Genomic DNA, 26,789 nt, shown 5'->3' with positions numbered 1-26,789 from the left:
CTCCGGGCTTACTGCGGCTTGATGCCGGCGGTTTTGATCACCTTGGTCCAGCGCGGCAGTTCGCTGGCGACGAAGTCCGTGTAGGGCTTGGCGCCTTGCACCGGCACCACGAAACCGTTGCCTTCCATCTTCTGCTTGATCGCGGGCGAGGCCATCACCTCCTTGAACGCGGCTTCGAGCTTGGCGACGATGGGCGCGGGCGTTCCCTTGGGCACCGACATGCCCGACCAGCTCAGCGCCTCGAAGCCCGGGTAGCCGGACTCGGCGACGGTGGGCACGTCGGGGTAGAGCGAATTGCGCTGCAGGCTGGAGACCGCCAGCGGACGCAGCTTGCCGGCCTTGATGTGGGGCAGTGCCACGTCCTGGTTGATGAACATCATCGGGATCTCGTTGCCCAGCAGCGCGGTCATCATCGGGCCGCCGCCGCGGTAGGGGATGCCGGTCATGAAGATGCCCGCGGTCTGCTTGAACAGCTCCATCGCCATGTGGCCCGAGGCCGCGTGGGTGTAGCCGTAGTCGAGCTTGCCGGGGTTGGCCTTGGCGGCCTTCACCAGGTCGGCCAGGGTCTTGTAGGGCTGGCTGGCGTTGACCACCAGCACGTTGGGGCCGCTGTGCACGTGGCTGATGTGAATGAAGTCCTTGATCGAGTCGTACTTGAGGTTGGGGTCCAGGCCGTGCGCCACGGCGTTCTGGCCCACGCCGGTCTGGATCAGGGTGTAGCCGTCGGCGGGCGCCTTGGCGCCGCGCTCGGTGCCGATCACGCCCCCGGCGCCGCCCACGTTCTCGACCACCACCGGCTGGCCCAGCGCCTTGGCCAGCGGCTCGGCCACCATGCGGCCCATCACGTCGCTGGTGCCGCCGGGCGGGAAGGCCACGATGATCTTGATGGGTTTGTTCGGGTAGTCGCTCTGCGCCAGGGCGATTTGGGGCAGGGCGGTGCCCAGAGCGGCCAGTGCGGATGCGGCGATCAGTTGTCGGCGGTGGTTCATGGTGTGTCTCCGTGGTGGATGGAAAGAGTCGCCGGTCGTGTCGCCGGCTTCAGGGGAAAACAGGATCGGAGCGGCGCCACCCAGGGCACCGCCGGGCCGGCTCCGCCGGACGGCCAGTGCCGCCCCCTTGGGGGTGACGCGAAGCGGCGCGGGGGGGGGTCATGTGATCGGCGCAGGGTTGAACAGCACCAGCGCGTTGTGCAGCTTCCAGCGCTCGGCCCAGGTCCTCTGGCCGCTGGCCACCGCGAGCATCAGCTCAAACAGCTCCTGGCCCACGCTTTCAATCGTGGCATCGCCGCTGGCGATCTGCCCGGCGTTCAGGTCCATCAGGTCGTGCCAGCGACGCGCCAGGTCGTCGCGCGTGGCGACCTTGATCACCGGGCACTCGGCCAGACCGTAGGGCGTGCCCCGGCCGGTGGTGAAGATGTGCAGGTTCATGCCGGCGGCGAGCTGCAGCGTGCCGCAGATGAAGTCGCTCGCGGGCGTGGCGGCGAAGACCAGGCCCTTCTGTGTCACCTTCTCGCCCGGGGCGATCACGCCGTGGATGGGCCCGTTGCCGCTCTTGACGATGGAGCCCATGGCCTTCTCGACGATGTTCGAGAGACCACCCTTCTTGTTGCCGGGCGTGGTGTTGGCGCTGCGGTCGGCCTGGCCGCGCGCGAGGTAGGCGTCGTACCAGCCGAGCTCGCGCACGATCGTGTCGGCGACGTCCTGCGTCGCCGCGCGGCGCGTGAGCTGGTCCACCGCGTCGCGCACCTCGGTGTTCTCGCTGAACATCACGGTCGCGCCGGCGCGCACCAGCAGGTCGGTGGCGTGGCCCACCGCCGGGTTGGCCGTGACGCCGGAAAACGCGTCGCTGCCGCCGCACTGCACGCCCACCACCAGATCGGACGCCGGGCAGGTTTCGCGCTGGCGGCGGTTCAGGCGCTCCAGGTGCACGCGCGCCTGCCGGAGGATGCTGTCGATCATGGACATGAAACCCACGTGGGCCTCGTCCTGCAGCACGACCACGTCGAGCTCGCTGCCGCGCTGGTCGCTGATCGGGATGGCCCCCGGAGGCAGCAGGCGCTCGGGCTGCAGCTTCTCGCAGCCCAGGCTCAGCACCATGACCTCGCCGCCGAAGTTGGGGTTGCTCGCGATGTTGCGCAGGGTGCGGATGGGGATGATGGCGTCGGGCGCGTCGATGGCGACGCCGCAGCCGTAGGTGTGTTCCAGGCCCACCACGCCGTCCACGTTGGGGTACAGCGGCAGCAGCTCGGCCTTGATGCGCTCCACCGCCACGTCCAGCACGCCGGCCACGCACTGCACGGTGGTGGTGATGGCCAGCAGGTTGCGCGTGCCCACGCTGCCGTCGGCGTTGCGGTAGCCCTCAAAGGTGTAGCCGTCCAGCGGCGGCAGATCGGCCGGCGGGGTGGGCGCGGGCAGGCCCTGCAGCGACACCGCGGCGGGCATCACCAGCCGCTGCTCGTTGACCCAGCCGCCGGCGGGAATGTCCACCGCCGTGTGGCCGATCACCACGTTGTAGCGGCGCACTTCGCTGCCGGCGGGCAGGTCGGTCAGCGCGACCTTGTGGCCCTGCGGCACGGCGTGCACCAGCACCGGCCCGTCGGCCAGCTGCGTGCCTGGCGGCAGGCCGCCCTGGTTGACGACCACCGCCACGTTGTCGGCTGGGTGGATGCGGATGGTGCGGGGGGCGGGGGTGTCCATGGCGGGTGCGTCGGGTTGAAAGGTCAGGGGGTTGGCGAGGGCAGCGGTTCACCGGCCAGGCCGGCGCGCAGGTTGGCGAGGGTGAGGTCGGCCATGGCCTGGCGTGTGTCGCGCGTGCCGCTCGCCATGTGCGGGGCCAGCACCACCTGTTCCATGTCGATCAGGGCCTGGGGCACGCGCGGTTCGTCGTCGAACACGTCCAGCGCGGCACCGCCCAGCTCACCGCTGTGTAGGCAGGCGATCAGCGCGGACTGGTCCACCACGCTGCCGCGTGCCACGTTGACCAGCAGGCCGTGGGGGCCCAGCGCGCGCAGCACCCCGGCGTCGATCAGGTGGCGGGTGTCGGCGCCGCCGGCCACGGTGAGCACCAGAAAATCGGCCCACTGCGCGAGCGCCAGCAGCGAGGGCTCGTGGCGCCAGTTCACGCCCTCGGCCGGGCTGCGCTTGGTGTAGGCGATGTCCATGTCGAAGCCGGCCGCGCGCCGCGCCACGGCCTGGCCGATGCGGCCCAGGCCCACGATGCCCAGCCGCTTGCCGCTCACCTTGGTGGCGAGCGGGAAGCGGCCCTGCAGCCAGTCGCCCCGGCGCACGAAGCGGTCGGCCGCGGCGATGCGGCGCGCACCGTCGAGCAGCAGGCCCATGGCCAGGTCGGCCACACAATCGTTGAGCACGTCGGGCGTGTAGCCCACCGGGAGGCCGCGCGCGCGACAGTCGGCCAGCGGCAGCTGGTCCAGGCCCACGCCGAAGGACGAGACCACTTTCAAGGCGGACAGCTGCGGCAGCCACGCGGCCGGCACGCCCACCGGCGCCGAGGTCACCACCGCCGTCGCGCGCGCCGCGTCGGCGGCGTTCGCCAGGGGGGCGCCGGCGTTCAGGGCCTGCGCGGGCAACACCTCGTGGTGTTCGCGCAGCGTGGCGTCCAGCGCGGGCATCAGGGGGCCGATCTGCAGGATCACGGCGCGGGGAGCAGCGGGGGCGGTCATGCGGTGGTGAAAGCAGACAGAAGGGTCAGACGGCGCCGTGCGATTCGACGTAGAGCGCGTACAGCGAATGGCAGCTGGCCATGTAGAGGCGGTTGTTCTTTGGGCCGCCGAAGCAGAGGTTGGCGCAGCGCTCGGGCAGGCGGATGTGGGCCAGCGGCTTGCCGGCGGGGCTGAACACCATCACGCCGTCCAGGTCTTCGGGCTTGCCCTTGAGCTGGTAGACCTTGCGGCCGCCCACGTCGCTGGGCTCGGCGTTCAGGGCGCCGTTGCTGCCCCAGCCGCACCAGAGGTTGCCGTCGCGGTCCACCTTGAAACCGTCGAGCGCACCGAAGTCGGCCGCGTCGATGAGCTTGCTCTTGTTGGCCAACGTGCCGTCGGCGTTGACGTCGTAGGCCCAGATGCTGCGGTTGGGTGTGCCCTTCCACTCCACCACGTAGAGTTTCTTCTCGTCGGGGCTGAAAGCCAGGCCGTTGGGGTTGACGAGGTCGGTGATGACGGCGCTGAGCTTGCCGTCGGCGGCGATGCGGTAGACGTTGGTGGTGGCCTGCTCGGGTTTGGCCCGGCTGCCTTCCCACTCGCCGTTGATGCCGAACAGCGGGTCGGTGAACCAGATGCTGTCGTCGGACTTCACCACCACGTCGTTGGGCGCGTTCAGGCGCTTGCCTTCGAAGCTGTCGGCCAGCACGGTGATCTTGCCGTTGGTCTCGGTGCGGGTGACGCGGCGCGTGACCGAGTGTTCGCAGGTGATCAGGCGGCCCTGGCGGTCGCGGGTGTTGCCGTTGGCCCAGTTGGCCTTGTCGCGGAAGACGCTGAAGGCGCCGGTCTTCTCGTCGAACTTCATGATGCGGTTGTTCGGGATGTCGCTGACCAGCAGGTGGCCCGGGGCGCCGTTGGCGCCGGGGAAGTAGGCCGGTCCCTCGGCCCAGCGCATGCCGGTGGCCACCTGCTCGATGGTGCTGCTGTAGATGCGGTACTTGGCGAACGACGGGTCGAGGATCTGCACCGACGGGTCGGGGTAGCGCTGGTTGGGCGTGAAGGCGAAGGCCTGCGCGAAAGCAGGTGCACCGGTGGCGGCCAGACCGGCCGCGCCAGCGGCCATGAGGAACTGGCGGCGGGTGTCGGGATGGGCGTTGTTCATGTTTGTCTCCTCTTGTTGTTCATCACTTCGGCTATCGATGACCCACCCGCAGCGATCGCGTCCAGGATGCCGCCGATCGGGCTTCGCCCGTCGGCAGGCATCGCCCCCCGGGGGGTGACGCGAAGCGGCGCGGGGGGTACTTCATCTGACCAGGCAAGGTTTCTTGTTGTCGAACTTCCAGCCCGGGATCAGGTACTGCATGGCGGTGGCGTCGTCGCGCGCGCCCAGGCCGTGCTGCAGGTAGAGCTGGTGGGCCTTCTCGACCTCGGCCATGTCGATCTGGATGCCCAGGCCGGGCTTCTTGGGCACCTGCACGTAGCCGCCTTCGATCGTCATCGGCTCTTTCGTCAGGCGCTGGCCGTCCTGCCAGATCCAGTGGGTGTCGATGGCGGTCACCTTGCCCGGTGCGGCCGCGCCCACGTGGGTGAACATGGCGAGCGAGATGTCGAAGTGGTTGTTGCTGTGCGAGCCCCAGGTCAGACCCCAGTCGCGGCAGGTCTGCGCCACGCGCACGCTGCCGGCCATGGTCCAGAAGTGCGGGTCGGCGAGCGGAATGTCCACGCTTTGCAGCGCCAGCGAATGCGCCAGCTGCCGCCAGTCGGTGGCGACCATGTTGGTCGCGGTGGGCAGGCCGGTGGCGCGGCGGAACTCGGCCATCACCTCGCGGCCGCTGAAACCGTCTTCGGCGCCGCACGGGTCTTCGGCGTAGGCCACCACGCCGCGCATCTTCTCGCCCAGGCGGATCGCGTCTTTCAGCAGCCAGCCGCCGTTCGGGTCCAGCGTCACCCGCGCGTCGGGAAAGCGCTGGTGCAGCGCGGTCACGGCCTCGACCTCTTCGTCGCCGCTGAGCACGCCGCCCTTGAGCTTGAAGTCCTGGAAGCCGTAGCGCTTTTGCGCCGCCTCGGCCAGGCGCACCACGGCCTCGGGCGTCATGGCTTTCTCGTGGCGCAGTCGGCACCAGTCGTCGGCCTGGTCCGGCTCGCTGGCGTAGGGCAGGTCCGTTTTCAGACGGTCGCCCACGAAGAACAGATAGCCCAGCATCTGCACCGCGTCGCGCTGCTGGCCTTCGCCGAGCAGGGCCGCGACCGGCACGCCCATGTGCTGGCCTTGCAGGTCGAGCAGCGCCGATTCCACGGCGGTGACGGCGTGGATGGTGGTGCGCAGGTCGAAGGTCTGCAGGCCGCGCCCGCCGCTGTCGCGGTCGGCGAACTTCGTGCGCATGGCGTTCAGGATCGCCTGCAAGTTGCCGACGGTCTGGCCTTCGACCAGTGGTCGTGCGTCCTCCAGCGTCTGGCGGATCTTCTCGCCGCCCGGCACCTCGCCCAGGCCGGTGTGGCCCGCGTTGTCGGTGACGATGACGATGTTGCGCGTGAAGAAGGGTGCGTGCGCGCCCGAGAGGTTGAGCAGCATGCCGTCCCGGCCAGCGACCGGGATGACACGCATCGATTGGACGATCGGTGCGGTCATGGGGGACTCAATCTGCCTTGATGTTTCTGGACGTGATCAGTTTTTGCCAGCGCGCAAATTCGCTGGCCTGAAAGGCCGCGAACTGCTCGGGCGTGTTGAGCACCACCTCGAAGCCCAGCTCCAGCAGCTTGGGCGTGACCGACGGGTCGTTGATGGTCGCCACCACGGCGTCGTACACGCGCTTCTTCACGTCGGCGGGCAGGCCCTTGGGCGCGGCCACGGCCTGCCAGGACTGCACGCCCGCGTCTTTCACGCCGCTCTCGTCCAGCGTGGGCACGTCGGGCAGCAGGGGCGAGCGTTTGGCGCTGGTGATGGCCAGGGCGCGCAGCTTGCCGGCCTTGATCTGCGGCATGGCGGTGTTGATGTTCATGAACGACGACTCCACCTGGTTGCCCAGCAGGTCGCTCATCACCGGGCCACCGCCCTTGTAGGGCACGTGCACGCCGCTGGTGCCGGTCTGTTGCCAGAAGAGTTCGGCGGTGAGGTGGTCGCTGCTGCCGTTGCCGGAGGAGGCGAAGGTCATCTTGCCGGGGTTGGCCTTCTGGTAAGCGATCACTTCGGCGACCGACTTGCGCGCCGAGGCGGCGGGCACGACCAGCACGTTGGGCGCCTGCACCACCACGGTGATGGGGTCCAGGTCCTTGAGCGCGTCGTACTGCACCTTGAACAGGTGCGGGGCGATCACGAAGGGGCCGAGCGAGGACACAAACAGGGTGTGGCCATCGGCCGGCGCGCGGGCCACATGGGTGGCGCCGATGGTGCCGGTGGCGCCGGCCTTGTTTTCCACGATCACGGTGGCGCCGCCGCCGAGCTTCTCGCCCATCTTGGCCGAGAGCGTGCGCGCGATCAGGTCGGTGGAACCGCCGGGCGGGAACGGCACGACCAGGGTGATGGGTTTGTCGGGCCAGGCGAAGGCGCTGAGGCTGGCGGCCGCCAGGGCCAGGGCAATCAGAGGTTTTTTCATGGTGAGGGTCTTCCCTTTGGTCATTCGATGGTGATTTTTTCTTCGCGCACGACCTGCGCCATCTCGGGCAGTTCGGCCTTGATCCAGGCGGCGAATTCGGCGCTGCTCATCTTCGAGGGCTCGGCGCCCAGGGTCTGCAGTTTTTCCTTCACGTCGGGCAGGGCGGTGATGCGTTGCACCTCGGCGTGGATCAGGTCCACCACGGCCTTGGGTGTGCCGGCGGGGGCCAGCAGGCCCTGCCAGCTGCCGGTCAGGAAGCTGGGTGTGGTCTCGGCCACGGCGGGCGTGTCGGGCAGCTCGTCCCAACGCTTGGCCGAAGACACCGCCAGCAGCTTGAGCTTGCCGGCCTTGACGTGCGGGTAGGTGGCGACCATGCCGTTGAAGGTCACGTCCATGTGGCCGCCGACCAGGTCGGTCATGGCCTGAGAACCGCCCTTGTAGGGCACGTAGTTCCACTGGATGCCGTTGCGGCGGGCGAACTGCACACCGGCCATGTGGGTGGCGCTGCCCATGCCGGCGGCGGCCGCGAAGTTCAGCTTGCCGGGGTTGGCCTTGGCGTACTTGACGAACTCGGCGAGGTTGTTGGCCGGCACCTTGGTGCTGGCCACCAGCAGGTGCGGCGAGTAGCCCACCATGGCCACCGGCACGAAATCTTTCTGCACGTCGAACGGCAGCTTGTACAGCGCCGGGCTGATGGTCAGGTTGCCCACGTCCATCAGCACGAAGGTGTAGCCGTCGGCGGGCGACTTGGCCACCAGATCGGCGCCCAGGTTGCCCGCGTTGCCGGCCTTGTTCTCCACCACCACCGGCTGGCCCAGCTTCTCGGTCATTTTCAGGCCGATCAGGCGCGCCAGCACGTCGGAGGTGCCACCGGCCGGGAAGGGCACGACGATGCGGATGGGTTTGTTCGGGTAGGCCTGGGCCAGGGCGGCGGTGCTGCCTAGGGCGAGGGTGGCGGCCGCAGCGGCCAGCAGGAAATGTCGTTTGTTCATGGTGTCTCTACTTGATGGTGGTGAAAGAGGGGGAGCCAGCCCAGGGCGCCGTGGAACCGGCTCCGCCGGGCCACCAGCGCCGCCCCCTGGGGGGTGACGCCGCAGGCGGCGCGGGGGGCGCTTCTATTGCGGGCCGAGTGCGTCGATCAGCGCCTTGAGTTCGTCCATCTCGGACGGCTTGAGGTCCGACAGCGGGGCGCGCACCGGGCCGGCGTCGTGGCCGACCAGCTTGGCGCCGGCCTTGATGATGCTCACGCCGTAGCCTTCGACGCGGTTGCGGATCTTCAGGTAGGGCATGAAGAACTGCCTGAGCAGCTGGTGTTGTGTGGCCATGTCGTCGGTGCGCACGGCTTCGTAGAACTGCATCGCGGTCTTGGGGATGAAGTTGAAGACGGCGGACGAATACACCGGCGTGCCCAGCGCCTTGTAGGCGGCGGCGTAGACCTCGGCCGTGGGCAGGCCGCCCAGGTAGGCGAAACGGTCGCCCATCTTCATGTAGATGGAGGACATCACTTCGATGTTGCCCATGCCGTCCTTGAACCCGATCAGGTTGGGGCAGCGGTCGGCCAGGATGGCCAGGGATTCGGGTGTGAGCTTGGTGCGGTCGCGGTTGTAGACGATGACGCCGAACTGCACGCTCTTGCAGACCGCTTCCACGTGGGCGATCAGGCCGTCCTGGCCGGCTTCGGTCAGGTAGTGCGGCAGCAGCAGGATGCCGTGGGCGCCCAGGCGCTCGGCTTCCTGGGCGTGGGCGATGGCCGTTCGGGTGGGGCCGCCGGCGCCCGCGATGATCGGCACCTTGCCGCGGCAGGTGTCCACCGCGGTCTTGATGACCTGGCCGTACTCCTCGCCGTACAGCGAGAAGTACTCGCCCGTGCCGCCGGCCGCGAACAGCGCGGTCGCGCCGTAGGGCGCCAGCCACTCCAGGCGGGCGGCATAGGACTTGGCGTTGAAGTCGCCCTGGGCGTCGAAGTCCGTCACGGGGAAGGACAGCAGGCCGGAGGACATGACTTGCTTGAGGTCTTGGGGGGTGTATTGCATGGTGGGCTTTCGTGTGAGAAAGAGGGAAAAGGAAGCGGTCAGAAGAGGGCTCAGAACCGCGGTTGATGGCCGGTGAACGACGGGTCGTACTTGCGCATCTGCGCCAGGTCGTCCCGGTTGCGGATGGGGGTGTTCAGGTAGTTGTCGTGCAGGCGGGCCAGGGCTTCGCGGTCGATGCTCACGCCCAGGCCGGGCGTGGTGGGCACGCGCAGGCTGCCGTCTTCAAACTTCAGGCGCCCGCCCTGCACCACCTCGTCGTCCTGCCAGGGGTAGTGCGTGTCGCAGGCGTAGGACAGCAACGGCACCGAAGCGGCCAGGTGGGTCATCGCGGTGAGGCTGATGCCCAGGTGCGAGTTCGAGTGCATGGACAGGCCCAGGCCGAAGGTCTCGCACATCAGCGCCAGGCGCTGCGTGGCGCGCAGGCCGCCCCAGTAGTGGTGGTCGGAGAGCACGATCTTCACCGGGCAGCCCATCTCCGCGTTGCGGCGGAATTCCTTGAGGTCGGTGACCACCATGTTGGTCGCCAGCGGCACGTCACACGCAGCGGCCACGGCCGCCATGCCGTCCAGGCCCGGGGCCGGGTCTTCGTAATACTCCAGCACGCCGCGCAGCTGCTCCACCACCTTCAGGCTGGTGGGCACGGTCCAGTTGCCGTTGGGGTCGATGCGCAGCGGCGCACCCGGGAAGGCCTTGGCCAGGGCCAGCAGGCCCGCCACTTCCTGATCCGGTGGCAATGCGCCGGCCTTGAGCTTGATGCTCTTGAAGCCGTACTGGTGAATCATGCGGCGCGCCTGGGCTACCAGCTGCTCGGGCGTGATGCCCTCGCCAAACGGGTCGGGTGCGTAGGGCTTGTCGATGTGCTCGGCGTACTTGAAGAACAGGTAGGCGCTGAACGGCACGGCGGGGCGCGCCGCGCCGCCCAGCAGGTCCACCACCGGTGCGTTGGCCAGCTGGCCCTGCAGGTCCATCATCGCCACTTCAAACGCGCTGATCACCTTGGCCACGGTCTTGGAGACGTGCGTGCCGGGCGCCAGCGAGACCTGCTGGCCCAGGAACTCCGAGGCGGTCTGCTTCGGTGTCACCAGCGCGGCGACGCGGGTCTCCATCTGATTCAACGCCCAGGGCGAGAGCCCGGTGAGCGCGGGCGCGGCCTGGGCCAGCGCGTCGAGCATGGGCAGGTCGCCGTAGCTTTCGTTGATGCCGACCAGGCCCGAGTCGGTCTCGATCTGAATGATCGAGCGCAGGGCCCAGGGCTCGTGGATGCCCGCGGCATTCAGCAGCGGCGGGTCGCGGAACGCGATCGGCGTCACGCGCACATGGCGGATGGCGTGGGAGGTCATTTCAGCAGCAGCCCTGGGAGCCAGAGCGACAGCGCCGGGATGTAGGTGACCGCGACCAGCACCAGCAGCAGGGCGCCGAAGAAGGGCATGAGCGCCTTCACGACCTGCTCCATCGGCAGCTTGGCCACGGCCGCGCCCACGAACAGCACACCACCCACGGGCGGGGTCAGCAGGCCGATGCCGAGGTTGACCATCATGATCATCCCGAAGTGCACCGGGTCCACGCCGATGCTGGTGATCACCGGCAGCAGGATGGGCGTGAGGATCAGGATCAGCGGCGCCATGTCCATCAGCGTGCCTAGCACGAGCAGCAGCACGTTGATGAGCGCGAGGATCACGTAGCGGTTGTCCGACAGCGCGGTCAGCGCGGTGGTGATCTGCAGCGGGATCTGCATCAGCGTCATGATGTAGCCGAAGCTCGCGGCGAACGCGATCAGGATCATCACGATGGACAGCGTCTTCACCGTGCGGTGCACCAGCTTGGGCAGCTCGCTCCACCGGTAGTCGCGGTAGATGAACATCGTGACGAAGAAGGCCCAGACCACCGCGATGGAGGCCGACTCGGTGGCCGTGAACACGCCGGAGAGGATGCCGCCCAGGATGATCACCATGGTCATCAGGCCCCACAGCGCGTCGGCGCAGATCTTCAGCGCCTGCTTCATCGGGATCACGTCACCCTTGGGGTAGTTGCGCTTGCGCGCCATGTAGAGGCACATGACGGCCAGCGTCAGCCCCAGCAGCAGGCCGGGCAACACCCCGGCGATGAACAGCGACGCGATGGACACCGTGCCGCCCGCGGCCAGCGAGTAGATCACCGCGTTGTGGCTGGGCGGGATCAGGATGGCCTGCACCGAGCCGCTCACCGTGACGGCGGTGGCGAAGTCGCGCGGGTAACCCTTCCTCTCCATCTCGGGGATCAGCACCGTGCCCACCGAGGCGGTGTCGGCCATGGACGAGCCGGAGATCGCACCGAAGAAGGTGGAGGCCAGGATGTTCACCAGCGACAGGCCGCCCTGGATGAAGCCGACCAGCACGTTGGCGAACGCCACCAGGCGCCGCGCCATGCCGCCTTCGGCCATGATGGCGCCGGCCAGCACGAAGAAGGGAATCGCGAGCAGCGAAAACTTGTTGACGCCGTTGGCGATGGCGATCATCACCGCGTCGAGCGGGATGTCGATGTACCAGGCGCCGATCAGCGCCGCCATGCCCATGGCGTAGGCCACGGGGGTGCCGATCAGGATCAGCACGAAGAAACTGCCGAGCAGGACGTAGGGTTCCATCACAGGGCTCCTGTTTCTGCGGATTCGTGGTCGAACGTGACCACGGCGCGCTGGCTCTGGTCACCCAGGAACATGTGTTCCAGCACGAAGAGGGCGGTCACGGTGCCGCCGATCGGCACCGGCAGGTAGCTGAAGCCCACCGGCATCCAGGGCAGCTCGGGAATCGACTGGCCCCAGGTGCCCATGCACAGCTTCACGCCGTACCAGAGGGTGAAGAGGCTGATGGTCAGCATCAGCGCGTGCACCACACCGCGCAGCGGGTGGCGCAGGTGCTCGGGCAGGCGGTCGGTGACCATGGCGACGGCGATGTGGCCGCCCGCGCGGTAACTCACCGCAGCGCCCAGGAAGGTGAACACCACCATGAGCAGGATGGAGATGGGCTCGGGCCACTGCGAGCCGGTGCCCAGCACGTAGCGCGAAAAAATGCCCCAGGGGATGAAGAGCGACATCGAAACGATGCACGCCCCCGCGACCCAGATGCAGGCCAGGTAGACCGCGTCAAGCGCGCGTGAGACGGGGTGTCCGCCCGGTTGGTGGTGACTCATAAACGAATCCAGAAGAGAAAGAAGAAGCAGAAGGAGCGGTGGAGCGAAACACCCAGCACACACCGAGGAACCGGCTTCGCCGGGCCTCTGGTGTGGTCCCCCCACCGGGGGGAAGCCGCGAAGCGGCGCAGGGGGGGTTACTTCACCGCCGCGATGCGGTTCATCAGGTCCACGTGCTTGGCGCCGTACTTGGCGCGCACCGGGGCGGTGGCGTCAAAGAAGGGCTTGTTGTCGATGGCGATGAACTCGACACCGGCGGCCTTGAGCTTGGCGGAGTACTCCTCCACGCTCTTGTCCCACAGCACGCGCTGCTCCATCTGCGCTTCGCGGGCCAGCTTTTTCACCAGCGTCTGGTCGGCCGGGGTCAGCTTGTCCCAGGTGACCTTGGACATCACCAGGATCTCGGGAATGATCAGGTGGTTGGTCTGGCTGTAGTACTTGGCCGGGGTGGTGTAGTGGTTGGCGGTGAAGTAGCTCGGCGGGTTGTTTTCCGCGCCGTCGATCACGCCGGTCTGCAACGAGGTGAACACCTCGCCGTAGGCCATGGCGATGCCGTTGCCGCCCATGGCGTTCATGGTGTCCACGAACAGCGGGTTGCCCATCATGCGAACCTTCTGGCCCTTGAGGTCGGCGGGGGTGCGCACCGGCTTCTTGGTGTAGAGGCTGCGCGCGCCACCGTCCATCCAGCCCAGGGCCACCAGGCGGGCCGGGCTGGCCGTGACCTTGGCCAGCAGTTCGTCGCCCACGGGGCCGTCGATCACGGCGCGCATGTGCTTGATGTCGCGGAACACGAAGGGCATGTTGAACACGTCCACCTCAGGCACCACCGGGCCGATCACGCCCAGCGAGATGCGGGCCATCTGGATCGCGCCCAGCTGCACCTGTTCGACGGCTTCCTTCTCCTGGCCCAGCACCGCGCCCGGGAAGGTCTGGACCTTGATGCGGCCTTGCGTGGCGGCATCGAGCTTCTTGCCCATGCTCTCCACGGCGGCCACGGTCGGGTAGCCGGCGGGGTGCGTGTCGTGCGACTTCAGCACGGTCTGTGCGTGGGCGGTCAGGGGCAGCAGGGTGGCCAGGACCATGCTGGCAATGAGTCGGCGTTGCAGTTTCATTGATGTCTCCGTTGGTGGTTGGGTTGAGGTGAAAAAAACCGTGCCGCCGCGTCAGGCGACGCAGCGTGGCTCGTCCAGGCCCCTCACGCCGGGACGCAGTGCAAAAACGCCGCCGGCCAGCGGCTGATCGGTGAGATCGCCGCCGGGCCGGATAGACGTGACGAACAGGATGTCGAGCCCGGCGCCGCCGAAGGCGCACATGGCCGGCTTCTTGACCGGCACGGCCAGCGAGCGGTCGAGCGTTCCGTCGGGCGTGAAGCGGTGCACCAGGCCCGCGTCGTTGCCGCAGATCCAGTAGCACCCGTCGGCGTCCACCGCGGCGCCGTCGGGGCGGCCGGGCAGGGGCTTGAAGTCGATGAGCACGCGGCGGTTGTGGGGCGTGCCGGTGTCGGTGTCGTGGTCGTAGGCCCAGACGGTCTGCACGTTGGGGTGCGAGTCCGAGAGGTACATGGTCTTGCCGTCGGGGCTGAAGGCCATGCCGTTGGGCGTGATGAAGCCGCCCTGCAGCGCGCGCAGCTCCGCGCCATCCAGCGCGTACAGGGTGCCCGAGGCACGCGCCAGCGACATGTCCATCACCATGGTGCCGGCGAGCAGCCGGCCCTGGCGGTCGCAGCGGCCGTCGTTGAAGCGCATGCCCGGCTCGGGCTGTTCGATGCGCGTGATCCACGCGCAGTCCACCGTGCCGTCGGCCTGCGGCGTCAGGCGCGCGATGCCGGTCTCCATGGCCGCGATCCACTGGCCGTGGGGCAGGGCGTCGCTGCCCGCGGCCAGGGCGATGCAGCCGGTCTGTTCGGGCGTGGGCCAGTGGCGGGCCTGGCCGCTGGCGCTGTGCCAGCACCACAGCGCCCGGCCCGGGATGTCCACCCACCACAGGCTCTGGCGCACGCTGTCCCAGACGGGGCTCTCGCCCACGCCGTTGCGCGCGTCCAGCAGCAGTTCGGCCTGTGGGGTGCTCATGTCAATGACGATGGAGAAGGGTTTGTTCCAGCACACACCACGGAACTGGCTTTGCCAGGCCGTAGGTGTGGTCCCCCCGGGGGGAAGACGCGAAGCGGCGCAGGGGGGTGTTCATTTGTTCGGGTCGGCCTTGACGAAGCCGCCGCCCTGGTAGATGGCCGCCGGGTCGTTCAGATCGGGTGCCGAGGTGCGCGCGAACACCGCGTCGCGGAACACGTCCGAGCTGTCCTGCGGCACGTAGCCGATGTGTTTGGCGCGGCTGTTGTCCCACCAGGTCACGGCGTTGTCCGACATGCCGAACACGATGCTGTGGCCCAGCACCGGGGTCGAGAGGCAGGCGCCGATCAGGCGGTGCAGGTCGTCGAAGCTCAGCCAGGTGGCGAGCATGCGGCGGTCGCGCGGCTCGGGGAAGGACGAGCCGATGCGCACGCAGGCGGTCTCGATGCCGTAGCGGTCGAAGTAGAAGCGCGAGAGGTCTTCGCCATAGGCCTTGCTCAGGCCATAGAAGCTGTCGGGCCGGGCCGGGTGGTCGGCAGTGATGGTCTCGCTCTGCTTGTAGAAACCGGTCACGTGGTTGGAGCTGGCGAACACCACGCGCTTGACACCGTGCTGGCGCGCCGCTTCGTAGAGGTGGTACACGCCCAGGATGTTGGCCTGCAGGATGGCCTCGAACGGCGCCTCGACCGAGATGCCGCCCAGGTGCACGATGGCGTCGCAGCCGGCCACTATGGCGTCGACCTCGGCCGCGTTGGCCAGGTCGGCCAGCACCACCTCTTCGCCGGCTTGGGCTTCGCCAATCGGCGACTTGTCAGACAACCTGAGCACATCGCAGTTGGCGGCCAACCGGGGGCGCAGGGCGGCACCGAGGCCGCCGGCGGCGCCGGTCAACAGCAGTCTGTGGTGCGTTTTCATAGGGTTTACCATGACAATGAAGGCTTTTTTGAGAGGGGTTGCACAGAGGTCTGGGGCTTTGCTACAGTTCGTTCATCCCGCCGACGTCTGTTGTGTGTTGTCAGACAACTGGGCGGATTGTGAAAACCCGCACGCCGGCTGTCAAGGAAAAAAACATGGACCCCGTGAAAACCCTAGGTGAGGAGACCGCTGTCACGGTCGCTGTGCCGGACCGCCCCCGCCGGGCGCGCGGCCTGGTGTCCGAAATCGTGGTCTCGCTGGGGGCCGACATCCGCGAGGGCCGGCTGCTGCCCGGGCACAAGCTGCCCACCGAGTCCGAGCTGGTGGGGCGCTTCGACGTGAGCCGCACGGTGGTGCGCGAGGCGATCTCGCGCCTGCAGGCCTCGGGCCTGGTCGAGACGCGCCACGGCATCGGCACCTTCGTCATGACCCCGCGCGCCATGCAGGCCACCTTCCGCATCGCGCCCGAGGACGTGGCCACCGCGGCCGACGTGATCGAGCTGCTGGAGCTGCGGATCAGCCTGGAGAGCGAGGCGGCCGCGCTGGCGGCGCTGCGGCGCTCGCCCGAGAGCCTGTCGGCGATGGCCGCGGCGCTGGCCGCGTTCAAGGTCGCGATCCACGCCGACTCCGACGCCGTGCCCTCGGACTTCCAGTTCCACGTGGAGGTCGCGCGCGCCACCGGCAACCGCCACTTCGCCGACCTGATGACCTACCTGGGCACCATGATCATTCCGCGCACCCGGCTCAAGACCGCCGCCAGCGCGCCCGAGGGGCGGCTGCCCTACCTGGAGCGCGTGCACCACGAACACGAGAGCATCCTCGACGCCATCCGGCGCCACGACCCCGAGGCCGCGCGCGCGGCCATGCGCACCCACCTCTCCAACAGCCGCGAGCGCCTGCGCCGGGCCCAGCCCGCCGACGATGCCGTGAACAACTGATCCTTCCCACCATTCCCTTTTTTCTTTTCTGCCAACAGACACCGGAACATGAACACCCTGCAATCCATCAACGCCCGCACCGGCGAAGCCCACGGCACCCCCCTGACCCCGTCCACCGCGCAGGACATCGACCGCGCCGCCACCGCCGCGCACGCCGCCTTCGACGCCTGGGGCCGCAGCAGCGGTGAACAGCGTGCGGCCCTGCTGCGCGCCCTGGCCGACGGACTGGAAGCCGAGCGCGAGACGCTGGTTCCCCTGGCCGACCTTGAAACGGCGCTCGGCCCGGTGCGCCTCAACGGTGAACTCGACCGCACCACCTTCCAGCTGCGCCGCTTCGCCGACATCGCCTTGCGCGGCGAGCCCTTTGCCGTGCTGAACGATCCGGCCGTCGCCGGGGGCCCGCCCGCCGGCCACCCGGCCATGGTGCGCCAGCGCATGCCGCTGGGCCCGGTCGCGATGTTCGCGGCCAGCAACTTCCCGTTCGCCTTTTCCGTGCTCGGTGGCGACACCGCCTCGGCGCTGGCCGCCGGCTGCCCGGTCGTGGTCAAGGCCCACCCCGGCCACCCCGGCCTGTCGCAGGCGGTGTTCGCCATGATCCAGCGCGTGCTGCAGGCGCAGGGCCTGCCCGCGGGCCTGATCGGTTTCGTGCAGGGCGCCGGCATCGAGGTCGGTGTCGGCCTGATCCGCCACCCGCTGATCGCCGCCGGTGCCTTCACGGGCTCCACCCGCGGCGGCGCCGCGCTGCAGGCCGAGGCCAACGCGCGCCCGCGCCCGATCCCGTTCTACGGCGAGCTGGGCTCCATCAACCCGCTGGTCGCGCTGCCCGCCGCGCTTGCCGCCAAGGGCGCCGAGCTGGCGGCGACGCTGGCCGGGTCCATCGCGCTGGGCTGCGGCCAGTTCTGCACCAACCCCGGCCTGCTGGTGCTGGTGGATGGCCCCGAGACCGATGCCTTCATCGGGCAGCTGACCCCCTCGCTCGCCCTGCAGAAGCCGCACCCGATGCTGACCGCCGGCATGCGCAAGGCCTTCGACACCGGCGTCAAGGCGCTGTTGGACGCGGGCGCGTCGCCCCTGCTGCAGGGCGAGGGCGTGGGCCCCGCGCCCGGCCCGCAGTTGCTGCAGGTCAGCGCCCAGCGCTTCATCGAGCACGCCGAACTGCGCGAGGAGGTGTTCGGCCCGAGCAGCCTGATCGTGCGTTGCGCCAGCGCGGCCGAGGTGCCGCAGGTGCTGGCCGCCGTGGGCGGCAGCCTCACCGTCACCGTCTGGGGCGCCGACGAGGACACGGCCGCGCACCGCGCCATCGTGCGCAGCGCCACCGAGATCGCCGGGCGTGTGCTGTTCGCCGGCGTGCCCACCGGCGTGGCCGTCACGGCGGCGCAGCAACACGGCGGCCCCTGGCCCGCGAGCACCTCGCCCATGACCACCTCGGTGGGCGACGCCGCGCTGGAGCGATTCCTGCGGCCGGTGTGCCTGCAGGACGCGCCGGCGTGGCTGCTCGCGCGCGGCGGCGTGCCGTGCTGAGCGGCCACCCCCCCGACGCCCACGGCACCCGATTCTTCAGCCGACCACGCCACGTGGTCTGGATCGCCACGCTCTGCTGCCTGCTCTGGGGCAGTGCCTACCCGGCGATCAAGGGCGGCTACGCGCTGCTGGACATCGCCCGCGGCGACACGGCCGCGCAGCTGGTGTTCGCGGGCTGGCGCTTCCTGCTCGCGGGCGGCCTGCTGCTGGTGATCGCGCGCCTGATGGGCAAACCGGTGACGGCGCTGGCGCCCGCGCAGTGGCGCCAGGTGACCCTGCTCGGGCTGGCGCAGACCTCGCTGCAGTACGTGTTCTTCTACGTCGGCCTGGCCCACACCACCGGCGTGAAAGGCTCCATCCTCAACGCCACCGGCACCTTCTTTTCCGTGTTGATGGCGCACTTCATCTACGCCAACGACCGGCTGAGCCGGCGCAAGGCGCTGGGCTGTGCGGTCGGCTTCGTGGGCGTGATGGTGGTGAACCTGCGCGGCGCGCAGGGGCTGGACGCCAGCTTCACCCTGCTGGGCGAAGGCTTCATCGTCATTGCGGCCTTCGTGCTCTCGGCCGCGAGCATCTACGGCAAGCGCGTCTCCCAGCGGCTGGACCCGATGGTCATGACCGCCTGGCAACTGGCCATCGGCGGCCTGGTGCTGCTGCTGGGCGGGCTGGGCGGTGGCGGCGCCATCGCCGGCTGGGGCGCCGGGTCGCTGGCCCTGCTGGGCTACATGGCGGTGCTGTCGGCGGCGGCGTTCGCGCTCTGGGCCGCGCTGCTCAAGCACCACCGGGTGGGGCAGGTCACGGTGTTCAACTTCCTGATCCCGGTGTTCGGCGCGCTGCTCTCGGCCCTGTTTCTCGGCGAGGCGGTGTTCGAGTGGCGCAACCTGATCGCGCTGGCGATGGTGTGCGGGGGCATCTGGCTCGTGACCACCGAAGCCGCGGCCACACCCGCACCGGCCGGCTGACGCAGCGCTCGGTCTGCCAGCGCACAGACGCACCGCGCGCTGGCGCCTAAGGTCCATCCATCTCATTGATGGATGGACCCCCATGCTGAAAAACAAAGTGGTGATCGTCACCGGTGCCGCCTCCGGCATCGGCCGCGCGATCGCCCTCGTGGCCGCCCGCGAAGGCGCGCACCTGGTGCTGGCCGACGTGGACGCCCACGGGGGCAACGAGACCCTGAATCAGGCGCGCGAGCTCGGCGCCGAGGGCCTGTTTGCGGCCTCCGACGCCGGCAAACCCGACGACGCGCAGGCGCTGGTGGACCAGACCATGGCGCACTTCGGCCGCCTCGATGTGGCCTGCAACAACGCCGGCATCGGCGGCGCCACCGCGCTGCTGGCCGACTACCCGCTCGACGCCTGGGCCGAGGTGATCAGGGTCAACCTCTCGGGCGTGTTCTACGGCATGAAACACCAGATCCCCGCCATGCTGCTCAACGGCGGCGGCGCCATCGTCAACACCGCGTCCATCCTCGGTGCGGTGGGCATGGCCACCGCGCCCGCCTACACCGCCGCCAAACACGGCGTGCTCGGCCTCACGCAGGCCGCCGCCATCGCCTACAGCGGCCAGGGCGTGCGCGTCAACGCGGTCGGCCCCGGCTTCATCCACACCCCCATGGTCCACGCGCTCGAAGACGACCCCGTCGCCCGGGCCGCGCTGATCGCCGCACACCCCATCGGCCGCCTCGGCCTGCCCGAAGAGGTGGCCGAGCTGGTGGTGTGGCTCGCCTCCACGCGGGCGTCCTTCGTGACCGGCTCTTACCACCCGGTCGATGGCGGCTACCTCGCCCGCTGAACCTCTGCCTTTTTCAGGAGCACCCTCATGACCCTTCGCCACCCCATCCGAACCGCCGTCCTGGTGACCAGCCTGAGCGCCCTGGCCCTGCTCGGCGCCTGCAGCAAACCCGCCGAACCCGAGGTCGTGGCCACGCCCGCGCCGCCCATCACCCTGGGCACCCAGGTGGACGACACCGTGATCACCTCCAGCGTCAAGTCGCTGCTGCTGGCCGACGAGCTCGTGAAGTCCTTTGACCTGCAGGTCGAGACCCGCAAAGGCGTCGTGCAGCTCAGCGGCTTCGTGGACAGCCAGGCCCAGATCGACCAGGCCGTGTCCCTCACCCGCGCCGTGGCCGGCGTGACTGACGTCGAGAACGGCGTGACCCTGAAGGGCGGCACGACCACCGTCGGCACCAAGATCGACGACGCCTCCGTGACCGGCCGCGTCAAGACCGCGCTGCTGGCCGATCCGGCCATCAAGAGCTTCGACATCAGCGTGGTCACCTTCAAGGGCGAGGTGCAGCTCACCGGCTTCGTCAACAGCCAGGACCAGATCGAACAGGCCGGCAAGCTCGCCAGCGCCGCCGAGGGCGCGACGGGCGTGAAAAACGAACTCATGATCAAGCAGTGAACACCATGACCACCATGAATACCTCCCACAAACTCACCTCGGTCGAAGACCTGCGCAGCCAGGCGCGCAAACACATTGAACGCGGCGCCGTCACCGCCGGCTACACCGCCGACCGCAGCAAGGTGCTGAAGATGCTCAACGAGGCGCTGGCCACCGAGATCGTCTGCGTGCTGCGCTACCGGCGCCACCACTTCATGGCGCGCGGCATCCACGGCCAGGGCGTGGGCGCCGAGTTCCTCGTGCACTCCAACGAAGAGCAGGGCCACGCCGACCAGCTGGCCGCGCGCATCGTGCAGCTCGGCGGCGAGCCCGACTTCTCGCCCGACAGCCTGAGCGAACGCAGCCACGCCGAATACGTGCCCGCCAAGACGCTGCCCGACATGATCCGCGAGAACCTCGTGGCCGAGCGCATCGCCATCGACAGCTACCGCGACATGGTGCGCTACCTCGGCGACCAGGACCCGACCACCAGCGACCTGCTCAAGCAGATCCTGGCGGTGGAAGAGGAACACGCGGACGAGCTGGCCGATTTGCTGGAAGGCATGCCGGCGGGCGAGGGCTGATTTTTCGGGATGACGCAAACCTCCTTGGGGCCATGCGGCGACGCATGGCCCTTTTTTTTGGGGCGACCACAGGTGCCCGGTTGCCAGACACCTCGCACCCCGCGTACGCCACCCGGCGTACATACGCCCTTCAGGGTTCTCCCTAGCATCCCCGGTGTCCGCTGTGAATCCCTCTTGCGAGGGCGGTCCGGCGGCCAGAGTCACCCCACCAACGGATGTTTTTTAGAACCCCTGGAGAAGCGCCATGATGCAACGTCGATTCACCCTCAAAGCCCTGACGGTCGCCACCGCCCTGGGCGCCTTCGGCCTCTCGGCCCACGCGGCCGACACGATCAAGGTCGGTGTGCTGCACAGCCTGTCGGGCACGATGGCCATTTCGGAAACCGTGCTGAAGGACGTGGCCCTGATGGCCATCGACGAGATCAACGCCAAGGGCGGCGTGCTCGGCAAGAAGCTCGAGCCCGTGGTGGTGGACCCGGCGTCCAACTGGCCGCTGTTCGCCGAAAAGGCCAAGCAGCTGATCGACCAGGACAAGGTCGCCGCCGTGTTCGGCTGCTGGACCTCGGTCTCGCGCAAGTCGGTGCTGCCGGTGTTCGAAGAGAAGAACAACCTGCTGTTCTACCCGGTGCAGTACGAAGGCGAAGAGCTGTCCAAGAACGTGTTCTACACCGGCGCCGCGCCCAACCAGCAGGCCATTCCCGCGGTGGAATACCTGATGAGCAAGGACGGCGGCTCGGCCAAGCGCTGGGTGCTGCTGGGCACCGACTACGTCTACCCGCGCACGACCAACAAGATCCTGCGCGCCTTCCTGAAGGCCAAGGGCGTGAAGGACGAGGACATCATGGAGGAGTACACCCCCTTCGGTCACTCGGACTACCAGACCATCATCGCCAACATCAAGAAGTTCGCGGCCGCCGGCAAGAAGACGGCCGTGGTCTCCACCATCAACGGCGACTCCAACGTGCCGTTCTACAAGGAACTGGGCAACGCCGGCCTCTCGGCCAAGGACGTGCCTGTGGTCGCCTTCTCGGTGGGTGAGGAAGAGCTGCGCGGCGTGGACACCAAGCCGCTGGTGGGCCACCTGGCCGCCTGGAACTACTTCATGAGCGTGAAGAGCCCGACCAACGCCGAGTTCACCAAGAAGTGGGCCGCCTACGCCAAGGCCAAGGGCATCGCCGGCCACAAGGACAAGCCGCTGACCAACGACCCGATGGAAGCCACCTACATCGGCATCAACATGTGGGCGCAAGCGGTCGCCAAGGCCAAGTCCACCGACACCGACAAGGTCATCGCCGCCATGGCCGGCCAGACCTTCAAGGCCCCGGGTGGTTTCACGTCCACGATGGACAAGGAAAACCACCACCTGCACAAGCCAGTGTTCATCGGCGAAGTGAAGGCCGACGGCCAGTTCAACGTGGTGTGGAAGACGCCGGGGCCGGTGGTGGCCGATCCCTGGAGCGACTACATCGCCGAGAACAAAGGCAAGGCCAACATGCCCGTGAAGAAGTGAGGGTCTGACGATGCGCTGGCTGCGTTCCTGCCTGGTGTTGCTGTGCCTGTGTGGCGCAGCCAGTGTGCAAGCCCTGACCCCCGCCGACGCGCTCGCGCTGGCGGCGGGTGAGAGCGATGCCCGCATCGCCACCCTCAACCGCCTCGCGGCGGCCCCCGATGAGAAGGCCGTGGCGCTGATGCAGGCGCTGGCCAACGGTGCCGTGAAGGTGCAGGGTGAGCAGGTGCTCATCCTGGCCGACGACGGCAGTGGCACCGACGCCGTGACCGGCGCGGCCGTCAACCCGGCAGACGATGCCGAAGACGCCATCGTCAACAACCGCATCCGCGGCGCGCTGGAAACGGCCCTCGCCGTGCGCGACCTGTTCCGCCCCGATCCCGGCCCGCAGCGCGAAGCGGCCGCCCTGCTGCAACGCAGCGCCTTTGACGAACCCGACGCCAGCCAGTTGCCGCTGGTGGAAAAAGCCCTGGCGGGTGAGCTCGACCCCGCCGCCCGAGACAGCCTGGAGCTGACGCGCGCCGCCATGCAGCTCGCCAGCGAAGACGAGGCGCAGCGCCTCGCCGCCGCACAGACCTTCGCCGAGATGGGCCAGCCTGCGCTGCGCCCCCTGCTCGCCAAACAGCTGGAGGCCGAATCCAGCGCCGCCGTGAAGGCCGCGCTCAGCGCCGCCTTGGCCTCGCTCGACCGCAGCCTGGCCGTGAGCAGCGCGCTCTCGCAGGCCTTCACCGGCATCAGCCTCGGCTCCATCCTGCTGCTTGCCGCGCTCGGCCTCGCCATCACCTACGGCCTGATGGGTGTGATCAACATGGCCCACGGCGAGCTGATCATGATCGGCGCCTACGCCACCTGGCTGGTGCAGGCCTTCTTCAAGGAAGCGCTGCCCGGCCTCTTCGACTGGTATTTGCTCGCGGCCCTGCCCGTGGCCTTCATGGCCTCGGCGCTGGTGGGCGCGGCCATGGAGCGCACCGTGATCCGCTTTCTCTACGGCCGGCCGCTGGAGACGCTGCTCGCCACCTGGGGCATTTCGCTGGTGCTGATGCAGGGCGTGCGCACGCTGTTCGGCGCACAGAACGTGGGCGTGGAAAACCCGAGCTGGATGAGCGGCAGCGTCACGCTGCTGGGCAACCTCACGCTGCCCTGGAACCGCATCATCATCGTCGCGTTCGCGGCCACCGTGCTGATCGGCGTCACGCTGCTGATCACCCGCACGCGCCTCGGCCTCTTCGTGCGCGGCGTGACGCAGAACCGGCCGATTGCCAGCTGCATGGGCGTGAACACCGCGCGCATCGACACCTACGCCTTCGCGCTCGGCTCCGGCATCGCCGGCCTGGCGGGCTGTGCACTGAGCCAGATCGGCAACGTGGGCCCCGACCTCGGCCAGAACTACATCGTGGACTCGTTCATGGTGGTGGTGCTCGGCGGCGTGGGCCAGCTCGCCGGCACGGTCTACGCCGCGCTGGGCCTGGGCATCCTCAACAAGCTGCTCGAAGGCTGGGCCGGCGCAGTGCTGGCCAAGATCGCGGTGCTGGTCTTCATCATCGTCTTCATCCAGAAGCGCCCACAGGGCATCTTCGCGATGAAGGGCCGCAGCGCAGAGGCATGAACACCATGACGACACAAGCCATTTCCCCTTCTGTCACCCTGCCGCAAGCCGGCCCCTTGCTCACCCGCACCGGCTGGAGCGGTGCGCTGGTCGCGCTTCTGATGGTCTGCGCCGTGGCGCCGGCGCTCAACCTGCTGGTGCCCGAAGGCAGCGTGTTCCATCTCTCCGACTACATGGTCGGCCTGCTGGGCAAGATCATGTGCTACGCCATCTGCGCGCTGGCCATGGACCTGATCTGGGGCTACACCGGCATCCTGAGCCTGGGCCACGGCCTGTTCTTCGCGCTCGGCGGCTACGTGATGGGCATGTACCTCATGCGCCAGATCGGCACCGACGGCAACTACAAGAGCGAGCTGCCCGACTTCATGGTGTTCCTGGACTGGAAGGAACTGCCCTGGCACTGGGCGCTGTCGGACAGCTTCATCGCCACGCTGGCGCTGATCGTGCTGGTGCCGGGCGTGGTGGCCTTCGTGTTCGGCTACTTCGCCTTCCGCTCGCGCATCAAGGGCGTGTATTTCTCCATCATCACGCAGGCGCTCACCTTCGCCGCGCTGCTGCTGTTCTTCCGCAACGAGACCGGCATGGGCGGCAACAACGGCTTCACCGATTTCAAGCGCATCCTGGGCATGCCGCTGGCCACGCAGCAGATGCGCATGACGCTGTTCGTCATCACCGGCCTGGTGCTGCTGGGCTTCTTCCTCTGGGCGCGCTGGCTGGTCAACAGCAAGTTCGGCCGCGTGCTGCAGGCGGTGCGCGACGCCGAAAGCCGCGTCATGTTCTGCGGCTACAACCCGCTGCCCTACAAGCTCACCATCTGGACGATCTCGGCCGTGATGTGCGGCATCGCCGGCGCGCTGTACGTGCCCCAGGTCGGCATCATCAACCCCGGCGAGATGAGCACCGCCGCCAGCATCGAGATCGCGGTCTGGGCCGCGGTGGGTGGCCGCGCCACGCTGGTCGGCCCCATCATCGGCGCCTTCATCGTCAACGGCGCCAAGAGCTGGCTCACCGTGAGCTTTCCCGAGTACTGGCTGTACTTCCTGGGCGCGCTGTTCATCGCCGTCACCTTGTGGATGCCGCAGGGTGTGGTGGGGCTGGTCAAGAAACTGCGCATGGGCAAAGGAGCCAAGGCATGACGCCCGACCTGATGGAAGAAGGCGCGCAGCGCTACCAGAAAATTCACGCGCTCGACACGTCGGCGCAGACCGAGTCGGGGGGCCGCGCCGCGGCCTATGGCCGCATCCACACGCCCGGCGAGGTGGACATCACGCACGGCCGCATCCTCTACCTCGAAGACGTGCACGTGAGCTTCGACGGCTTCAAGGCCATCAACGGCCTGAGCCTGGACATCGCGCCCGGCGAGCTGCGCTGCATCATCGGCCCCAACGGCGCCGGCAAGACCACGATGATGGACATCATCACCGGCAAGACCCGGCCCGACAAAGGCCAGGTGTTCTTCGGCAGCACCATCGACCTGCTGCGCTACCGCGAGCCCGAGATCGCCGCGCTGGGCATCGGCCGCAAGTTCCAGAAGCCCACGGTGTTCGAGCAGCTGAGTGTGTTTCAGAACCTGGAGCTGGCGCTGGCCACCGACAAGCGCGTGCGCCACAGCATGGTCTTCCGCCCCACCGGCGAAGAGAAAGACCGCCTGGGCGAGGTGCTCACCACCATCCACCTCGCCGGCAGCGCGGCGCGTCTGGCGGGCAACCTGAGCCACGGGCAGAAGCAGTGGCTGGAGATCGGCATGCTGCTGATGCAGGACCCGAAGCTGCTGCTGCTGGACGAACCCGTGGCGGGCATGACCGACGAAGAAACGGAGCGCACGGCGCAGCTGTTCCTGACGCTGAAAGGCAAACACTCTTTGATGGTGGTCGAGCACGACATGAGCTTCATCCGCACCATCTCCGAGAAGGTCACGGTGTTGTGCGATGGGTCCGTGTTGGCCGAAGGCACGCTGGATGAGGTGCAGGCCGATGAGCGGGTGATCGAAGTCTATTTGGGCCGTTGAGCCGCACACGGAGAACACCATGAGCCTGCTCGAAGTCAAAGACGTCAACCAGTACTACGGCGGCAGCCACATCCTGCGCAACGTGAACCTCACCGCCGAGCTGGGCCAGGTGACCGTGGTGCTGGGCCGCAACGGCGTGGGCAAGACCACGCTGCTCAAGTCGCTCATGGGCCTGGTGCCCATCAAGAGCGGCAGCATCACGCTCGACGGCGTGGCCATCGACAAAGCCACGCCCTACGAACGCGCCCGCATGGGCGTGGGCTTCGTGCCGCAGGGGCGCGAGATTTTTGGCCGCCTCACGGTGCAGGAAAACCTGCTGATGGGCCTGGCCTACAAGAAGGGCAGCACGCCGATTCCGGCCGAGCTGTTCGAGCTGTTCCCGGTGCTGAAGCAGATGCTCGGCCGCCGCGGTGGCGACCTCTCGGGCGGTCAGCAGCAGCAGCTGGCGATCGCGCGGGCGCTGGCCGCCGGCCCCAAGCTGTTGATCCTCGACGAACCCACCGAAGGCATCCAGCCCAACATCATCAAGGACATCGGCAAGGTGATCCGCATGCTGGCCGACCGCGGCAACATGGGCATCGTGCTGGTGGAGCAGTACTACGACTTCGCCGAAGAGCTGGCCGACCGGTACGTGGTGATGGAGCGCGGCGAAGTGATCGCCAGCGGCCCGGGCAGCGAGATGCAGAGCAAAGGCATCCGCCAGCTCGTGGCGATCTGACGAAAGGCAACCTGAAGATGGACACGAGCCTTGCCGGAGCACGTGCCCCAGCCGGGAACCCGGCGGAACCGGCTTTGCCGGGCCGCATCGGGTTG

25 protein-coding genes are annotated in these 26,789 nt (G+C 68.3%); 11 read left to right on the top strand and 14 right to left on the bottom strand.

Features of this window, described 5'->3' with window-relative positions:
* Positions 1–8: 8 nt before the first annotated feature.
* The 14 genes from IV088_RS08500 to IV088_RS08435 all read right to left on the bottom strand — a co-directional run bounded on the left by IV088_RS08500 (position 9) and on the right by IV088_RS08435 (position 15,427).
* A complete protein-coding gene (locus IV088_RS08500; protein WP_291100474.1) occupies positions 9–989 on the bottom strand; it encodes a tripartite tricarboxylate transporter substrate binding protein in 981 nt (326 codons plus the stop codon).
* A gap of 159 nt (positions 990–1,148) precedes the next feature.
* Entirely contained in the window at positions 1,149–2,696 is a 1,548-nt protein-coding gene (gene garD / locus IV088_RS08495) for a galactarate dehydratase (protein WP_291100472.1), read from the bottom strand.
* A 23-nt stretch (positions 2,697–2,719) separates the two neighbouring features.
* Complete coding sequence (locus IV088_RS08490; RefSeq protein ID WP_291100469.1) at positions 2,720–3,679, bottom strand: 2-hydroxyacid dehydrogenase; 960 nt, start codon at positions 3,677–3,679, stop codon at positions 2,720–2,722.
* 25 nt (positions 3,680–3,704) lie between these two features.
* Positions 3,705–4,817, bottom strand: coding sequence for an SMP-30/gluconolactonase/LRE family protein (locus tag IV088_RS08485; protein WP_291100466.1), 1,113 nt, complete (start codon positions 4,815–4,817; stop codon positions 3,705–3,707).
* Positions 4,818–4,958: 141 nt separating this feature from the next.
* Complete coding sequence (gudD, locus tag IV088_RS08480; protein WP_291100463.1) at positions 4,959–6,284, bottom strand: glucarate dehydratase; 1,326 nt, start codon at positions 6,282–6,284, stop codon at positions 4,959–4,961.
* A 7-nt stretch (positions 6,285–6,291) separates the two neighbouring features.
* Positions 6,292–7,248 (bottom strand): tripartite tricarboxylate transporter substrate binding protein, encoded by a 957-nt coding sequence (locus IV088_RS08475; RefSeq protein WP_291100461.1) that lies wholly within the window; start codon positions 7,246–7,248, stop codon positions 6,292–6,294.
* A gap of 20 nt (positions 7,249–7,268) precedes the next feature.
* Positions 7,269–8,240 carry a tripartite tricarboxylate transporter substrate binding protein gene (locus tag IV088_RS08470; protein WP_291100458.1) on the bottom strand — a complete coding sequence of 324 codons (972 nt, stop codon included), beginning with the start codon at positions 8,238–8,240 and terminating at the stop codon, positions 7,269–7,271.
* 123 nt (positions 8,241–8,363) lie between these two features.
* The gene (gene kdgD, locus IV088_RS08465) at positions 8,364–9,281 is read right to left on the bottom strand and encodes a 5-dehydro-4-deoxyglucarate dehydratase (protein ID WP_291100455.1); all 918 of its coding nucleotides are present in this window, start codon (positions 9,279–9,281) and stop codon (positions 8,364–8,366) included.
* Between the two features lie 50 nt (positions 9,282–9,331).
* Positions 9,332–10,621: a glucarate dehydratase family protein gene (locus IV088_RS08460; protein ID WP_291100452.1), complete on the bottom strand. Its 1,290-nt coding sequence runs from the start codon at positions 10,619–10,621 to the stop codon at positions 9,332–9,334.
* The gene (locus IV088_RS08455; protein WP_291100450.1) at positions 10,618–11,901 is read right to left on the bottom strand and encodes a TRAP transporter large permease; all 1,284 of its coding nucleotides are present in this window, start codon (positions 11,899–11,901) and stop codon (positions 10,618–10,620) included. The genes IV088_RS08460 and IV088_RS08455 overlap by 4 nt, the downstream gene beginning before the upstream one ends.
* Positions 11,901–12,446: a TRAP transporter small permease gene (locus IV088_RS08450; protein ID WP_291100447.1), complete on the bottom strand. Its 546-nt coding sequence runs from the start codon at positions 12,444–12,446 to the stop codon at positions 11,901–11,903. Before IV088_RS08450 ends, IV088_RS08455 begins: the two co-directional genes overlap by 1 nt.
* 137 nt (positions 12,447–12,583) lie before the next feature.
* A complete protein-coding gene (locus tag IV088_RS08445; RefSeq protein WP_291100443.1) occupies positions 12,584–13,558 on the bottom strand; it encodes a TRAP transporter substrate-binding protein in 975 nt (324 codons plus the stop codon).
* Positions 13,559–13,609: 51 nt separating this feature from the next.
* Complete coding sequence (locus IV088_RS08440; protein ID WP_291100440.1) at positions 13,610–14,515, bottom strand: SMP-30/gluconolactonase/LRE family protein; 906 nt, start codon at positions 14,513–14,515, stop codon at positions 13,610–13,612.
* Between the two features lie 111 nt (positions 14,516–14,626).
* On the bottom strand, positions 14,627–15,427 hold the full coding sequence (locus IV088_RS08435; protein ID WP_291100438.1) for an NAD(P)-dependent oxidoreductase: 801 nt from the start codon (positions 15,425–15,427) through the stop codon (positions 14,627–14,629).
* A 155-nt stretch (positions 15,428–15,582) separates the two neighbouring features.
* Between IV088_RS08435 and IV088_RS08430 the strand changes: the two genes are divergently transcribed.
* The 11 genes from IV088_RS08430 (at position 15,583) to urtE (ending at position 26,694) form a co-directional block, all read left to right on the top strand.
* Positions 15,583–16,365 carry a FadR/GntR family transcriptional regulator gene (locus IV088_RS08430; RefSeq protein WP_291100436.1) on the top strand — a complete coding sequence of 261 codons (783 nt, stop codon included), beginning with the start codon at positions 15,583–15,585 and terminating at the stop codon, positions 16,363–16,365.
* Positions 16,366–16,413: 48 nt separating this feature from the next.
* Positions 16,414–17,886, top strand: a complete 1,473-nt coding sequence (locus IV088_RS08425; RefSeq protein WP_291100433.1) for an aldehyde dehydrogenase (NADP(+)) — start codon at positions 16,414–16,416, stop codon at positions 17,884–17,886.
* Positions 17,883–18,848, top strand: coding sequence for a DMT family transporter (locus IV088_RS08420; RefSeq protein ID WP_291100850.1), 966 nt, complete (start codon positions 17,883–17,885; stop codon positions 18,846–18,848). Before IV088_RS08425 ends, IV088_RS08420 begins: the two co-directional genes overlap by 4 nt.
* Positions 18,849–18,930: 82 nt before the next feature.
* On the top strand, positions 18,931–19,680 hold the full coding sequence (locus IV088_RS08415) for an SDR family oxidoreductase (RefSeq protein ID WP_291100430.1): 750 nt from the start codon (positions 18,931–18,933) through the stop codon (positions 19,678–19,680).
* 27 nt (positions 19,681–19,707) lie between these two features.
* Entirely contained in the window at positions 19,708–20,292 is a 585-nt protein-coding gene (locus tag IV088_RS08410) for a BON domain-containing protein (RefSeq protein WP_291100429.1), read from the top strand.
* A 14-nt stretch (positions 20,293–20,306) separates the two neighbouring features.
* On the top strand, positions 20,307–20,855 hold the full coding sequence (locus IV088_RS08405; protein ID WP_291100427.1) for a ferritin-like domain-containing protein: 549 nt from the start codon (positions 20,307–20,309) through the stop codon (positions 20,853–20,855).
* Between the two features lie 244 nt (positions 20,856–21,099).
* Entirely contained in the window at positions 21,100–22,365 is a 1,266-nt protein-coding gene (gene urtA, locus IV088_RS08400; RefSeq protein ID WP_291100424.1) for an urea ABC transporter substrate-binding protein, read from the top strand.
* 10 nt (positions 22,366–22,375) lie between these two features.
* Complete coding sequence (gene urtB, locus IV088_RS08395) at positions 22,376–23,968, top strand: urea ABC transporter permease subunit UrtB (RefSeq protein WP_291100421.1); 1,593 nt, start codon at positions 22,376–22,378, stop codon at positions 23,966–23,968.
* Between the two features lie 5 nt (positions 23,969–23,973).
* Complete coding sequence (gene urtC, locus IV088_RS08390) at positions 23,974–25,104, top strand: urea ABC transporter permease subunit UrtC (RefSeq protein ID WP_291100418.1); 1,131 nt, start codon at positions 23,974–23,976, stop codon at positions 25,102–25,104.
* Positions 25,101–25,976: an urea ABC transporter ATP-binding protein UrtD gene (urtD, locus tag IV088_RS08385; protein ID WP_291100415.1), complete on the top strand. Its 876-nt coding sequence runs from the start codon at positions 25,101–25,103 to the stop codon at positions 25,974–25,976. Before urtC ends, urtD begins: the two co-directional genes overlap by 4 nt.
* A 25-nt stretch (positions 25,977–26,001) precedes the next feature.
* Positions 26,002–26,694 carry an urea ABC transporter ATP-binding subunit UrtE gene (gene urtE, locus IV088_RS08380; RefSeq protein WP_291100847.1) on the top strand — a complete coding sequence of 231 codons (693 nt, stop codon included), beginning with the start codon at positions 26,002–26,004 and terminating at the stop codon, positions 26,692–26,694.
* The last annotated feature ends 95 nt before the right edge of the window (positions 26,695–26,789 follow it).

Origin of the sequence: Hydrogenophaga sp. (genome assembly GCF_018780075.1) — a bacterium.
Taxonomy (GTDB): Bacteria; Pseudomonadota; Gammaproteobacteria; order Burkholderiales; family Burkholderiaceae_C; genus Hydrogenophaga.
This window is presented reverse-complemented; position numbering and strand designations above follow the sequence as displayed.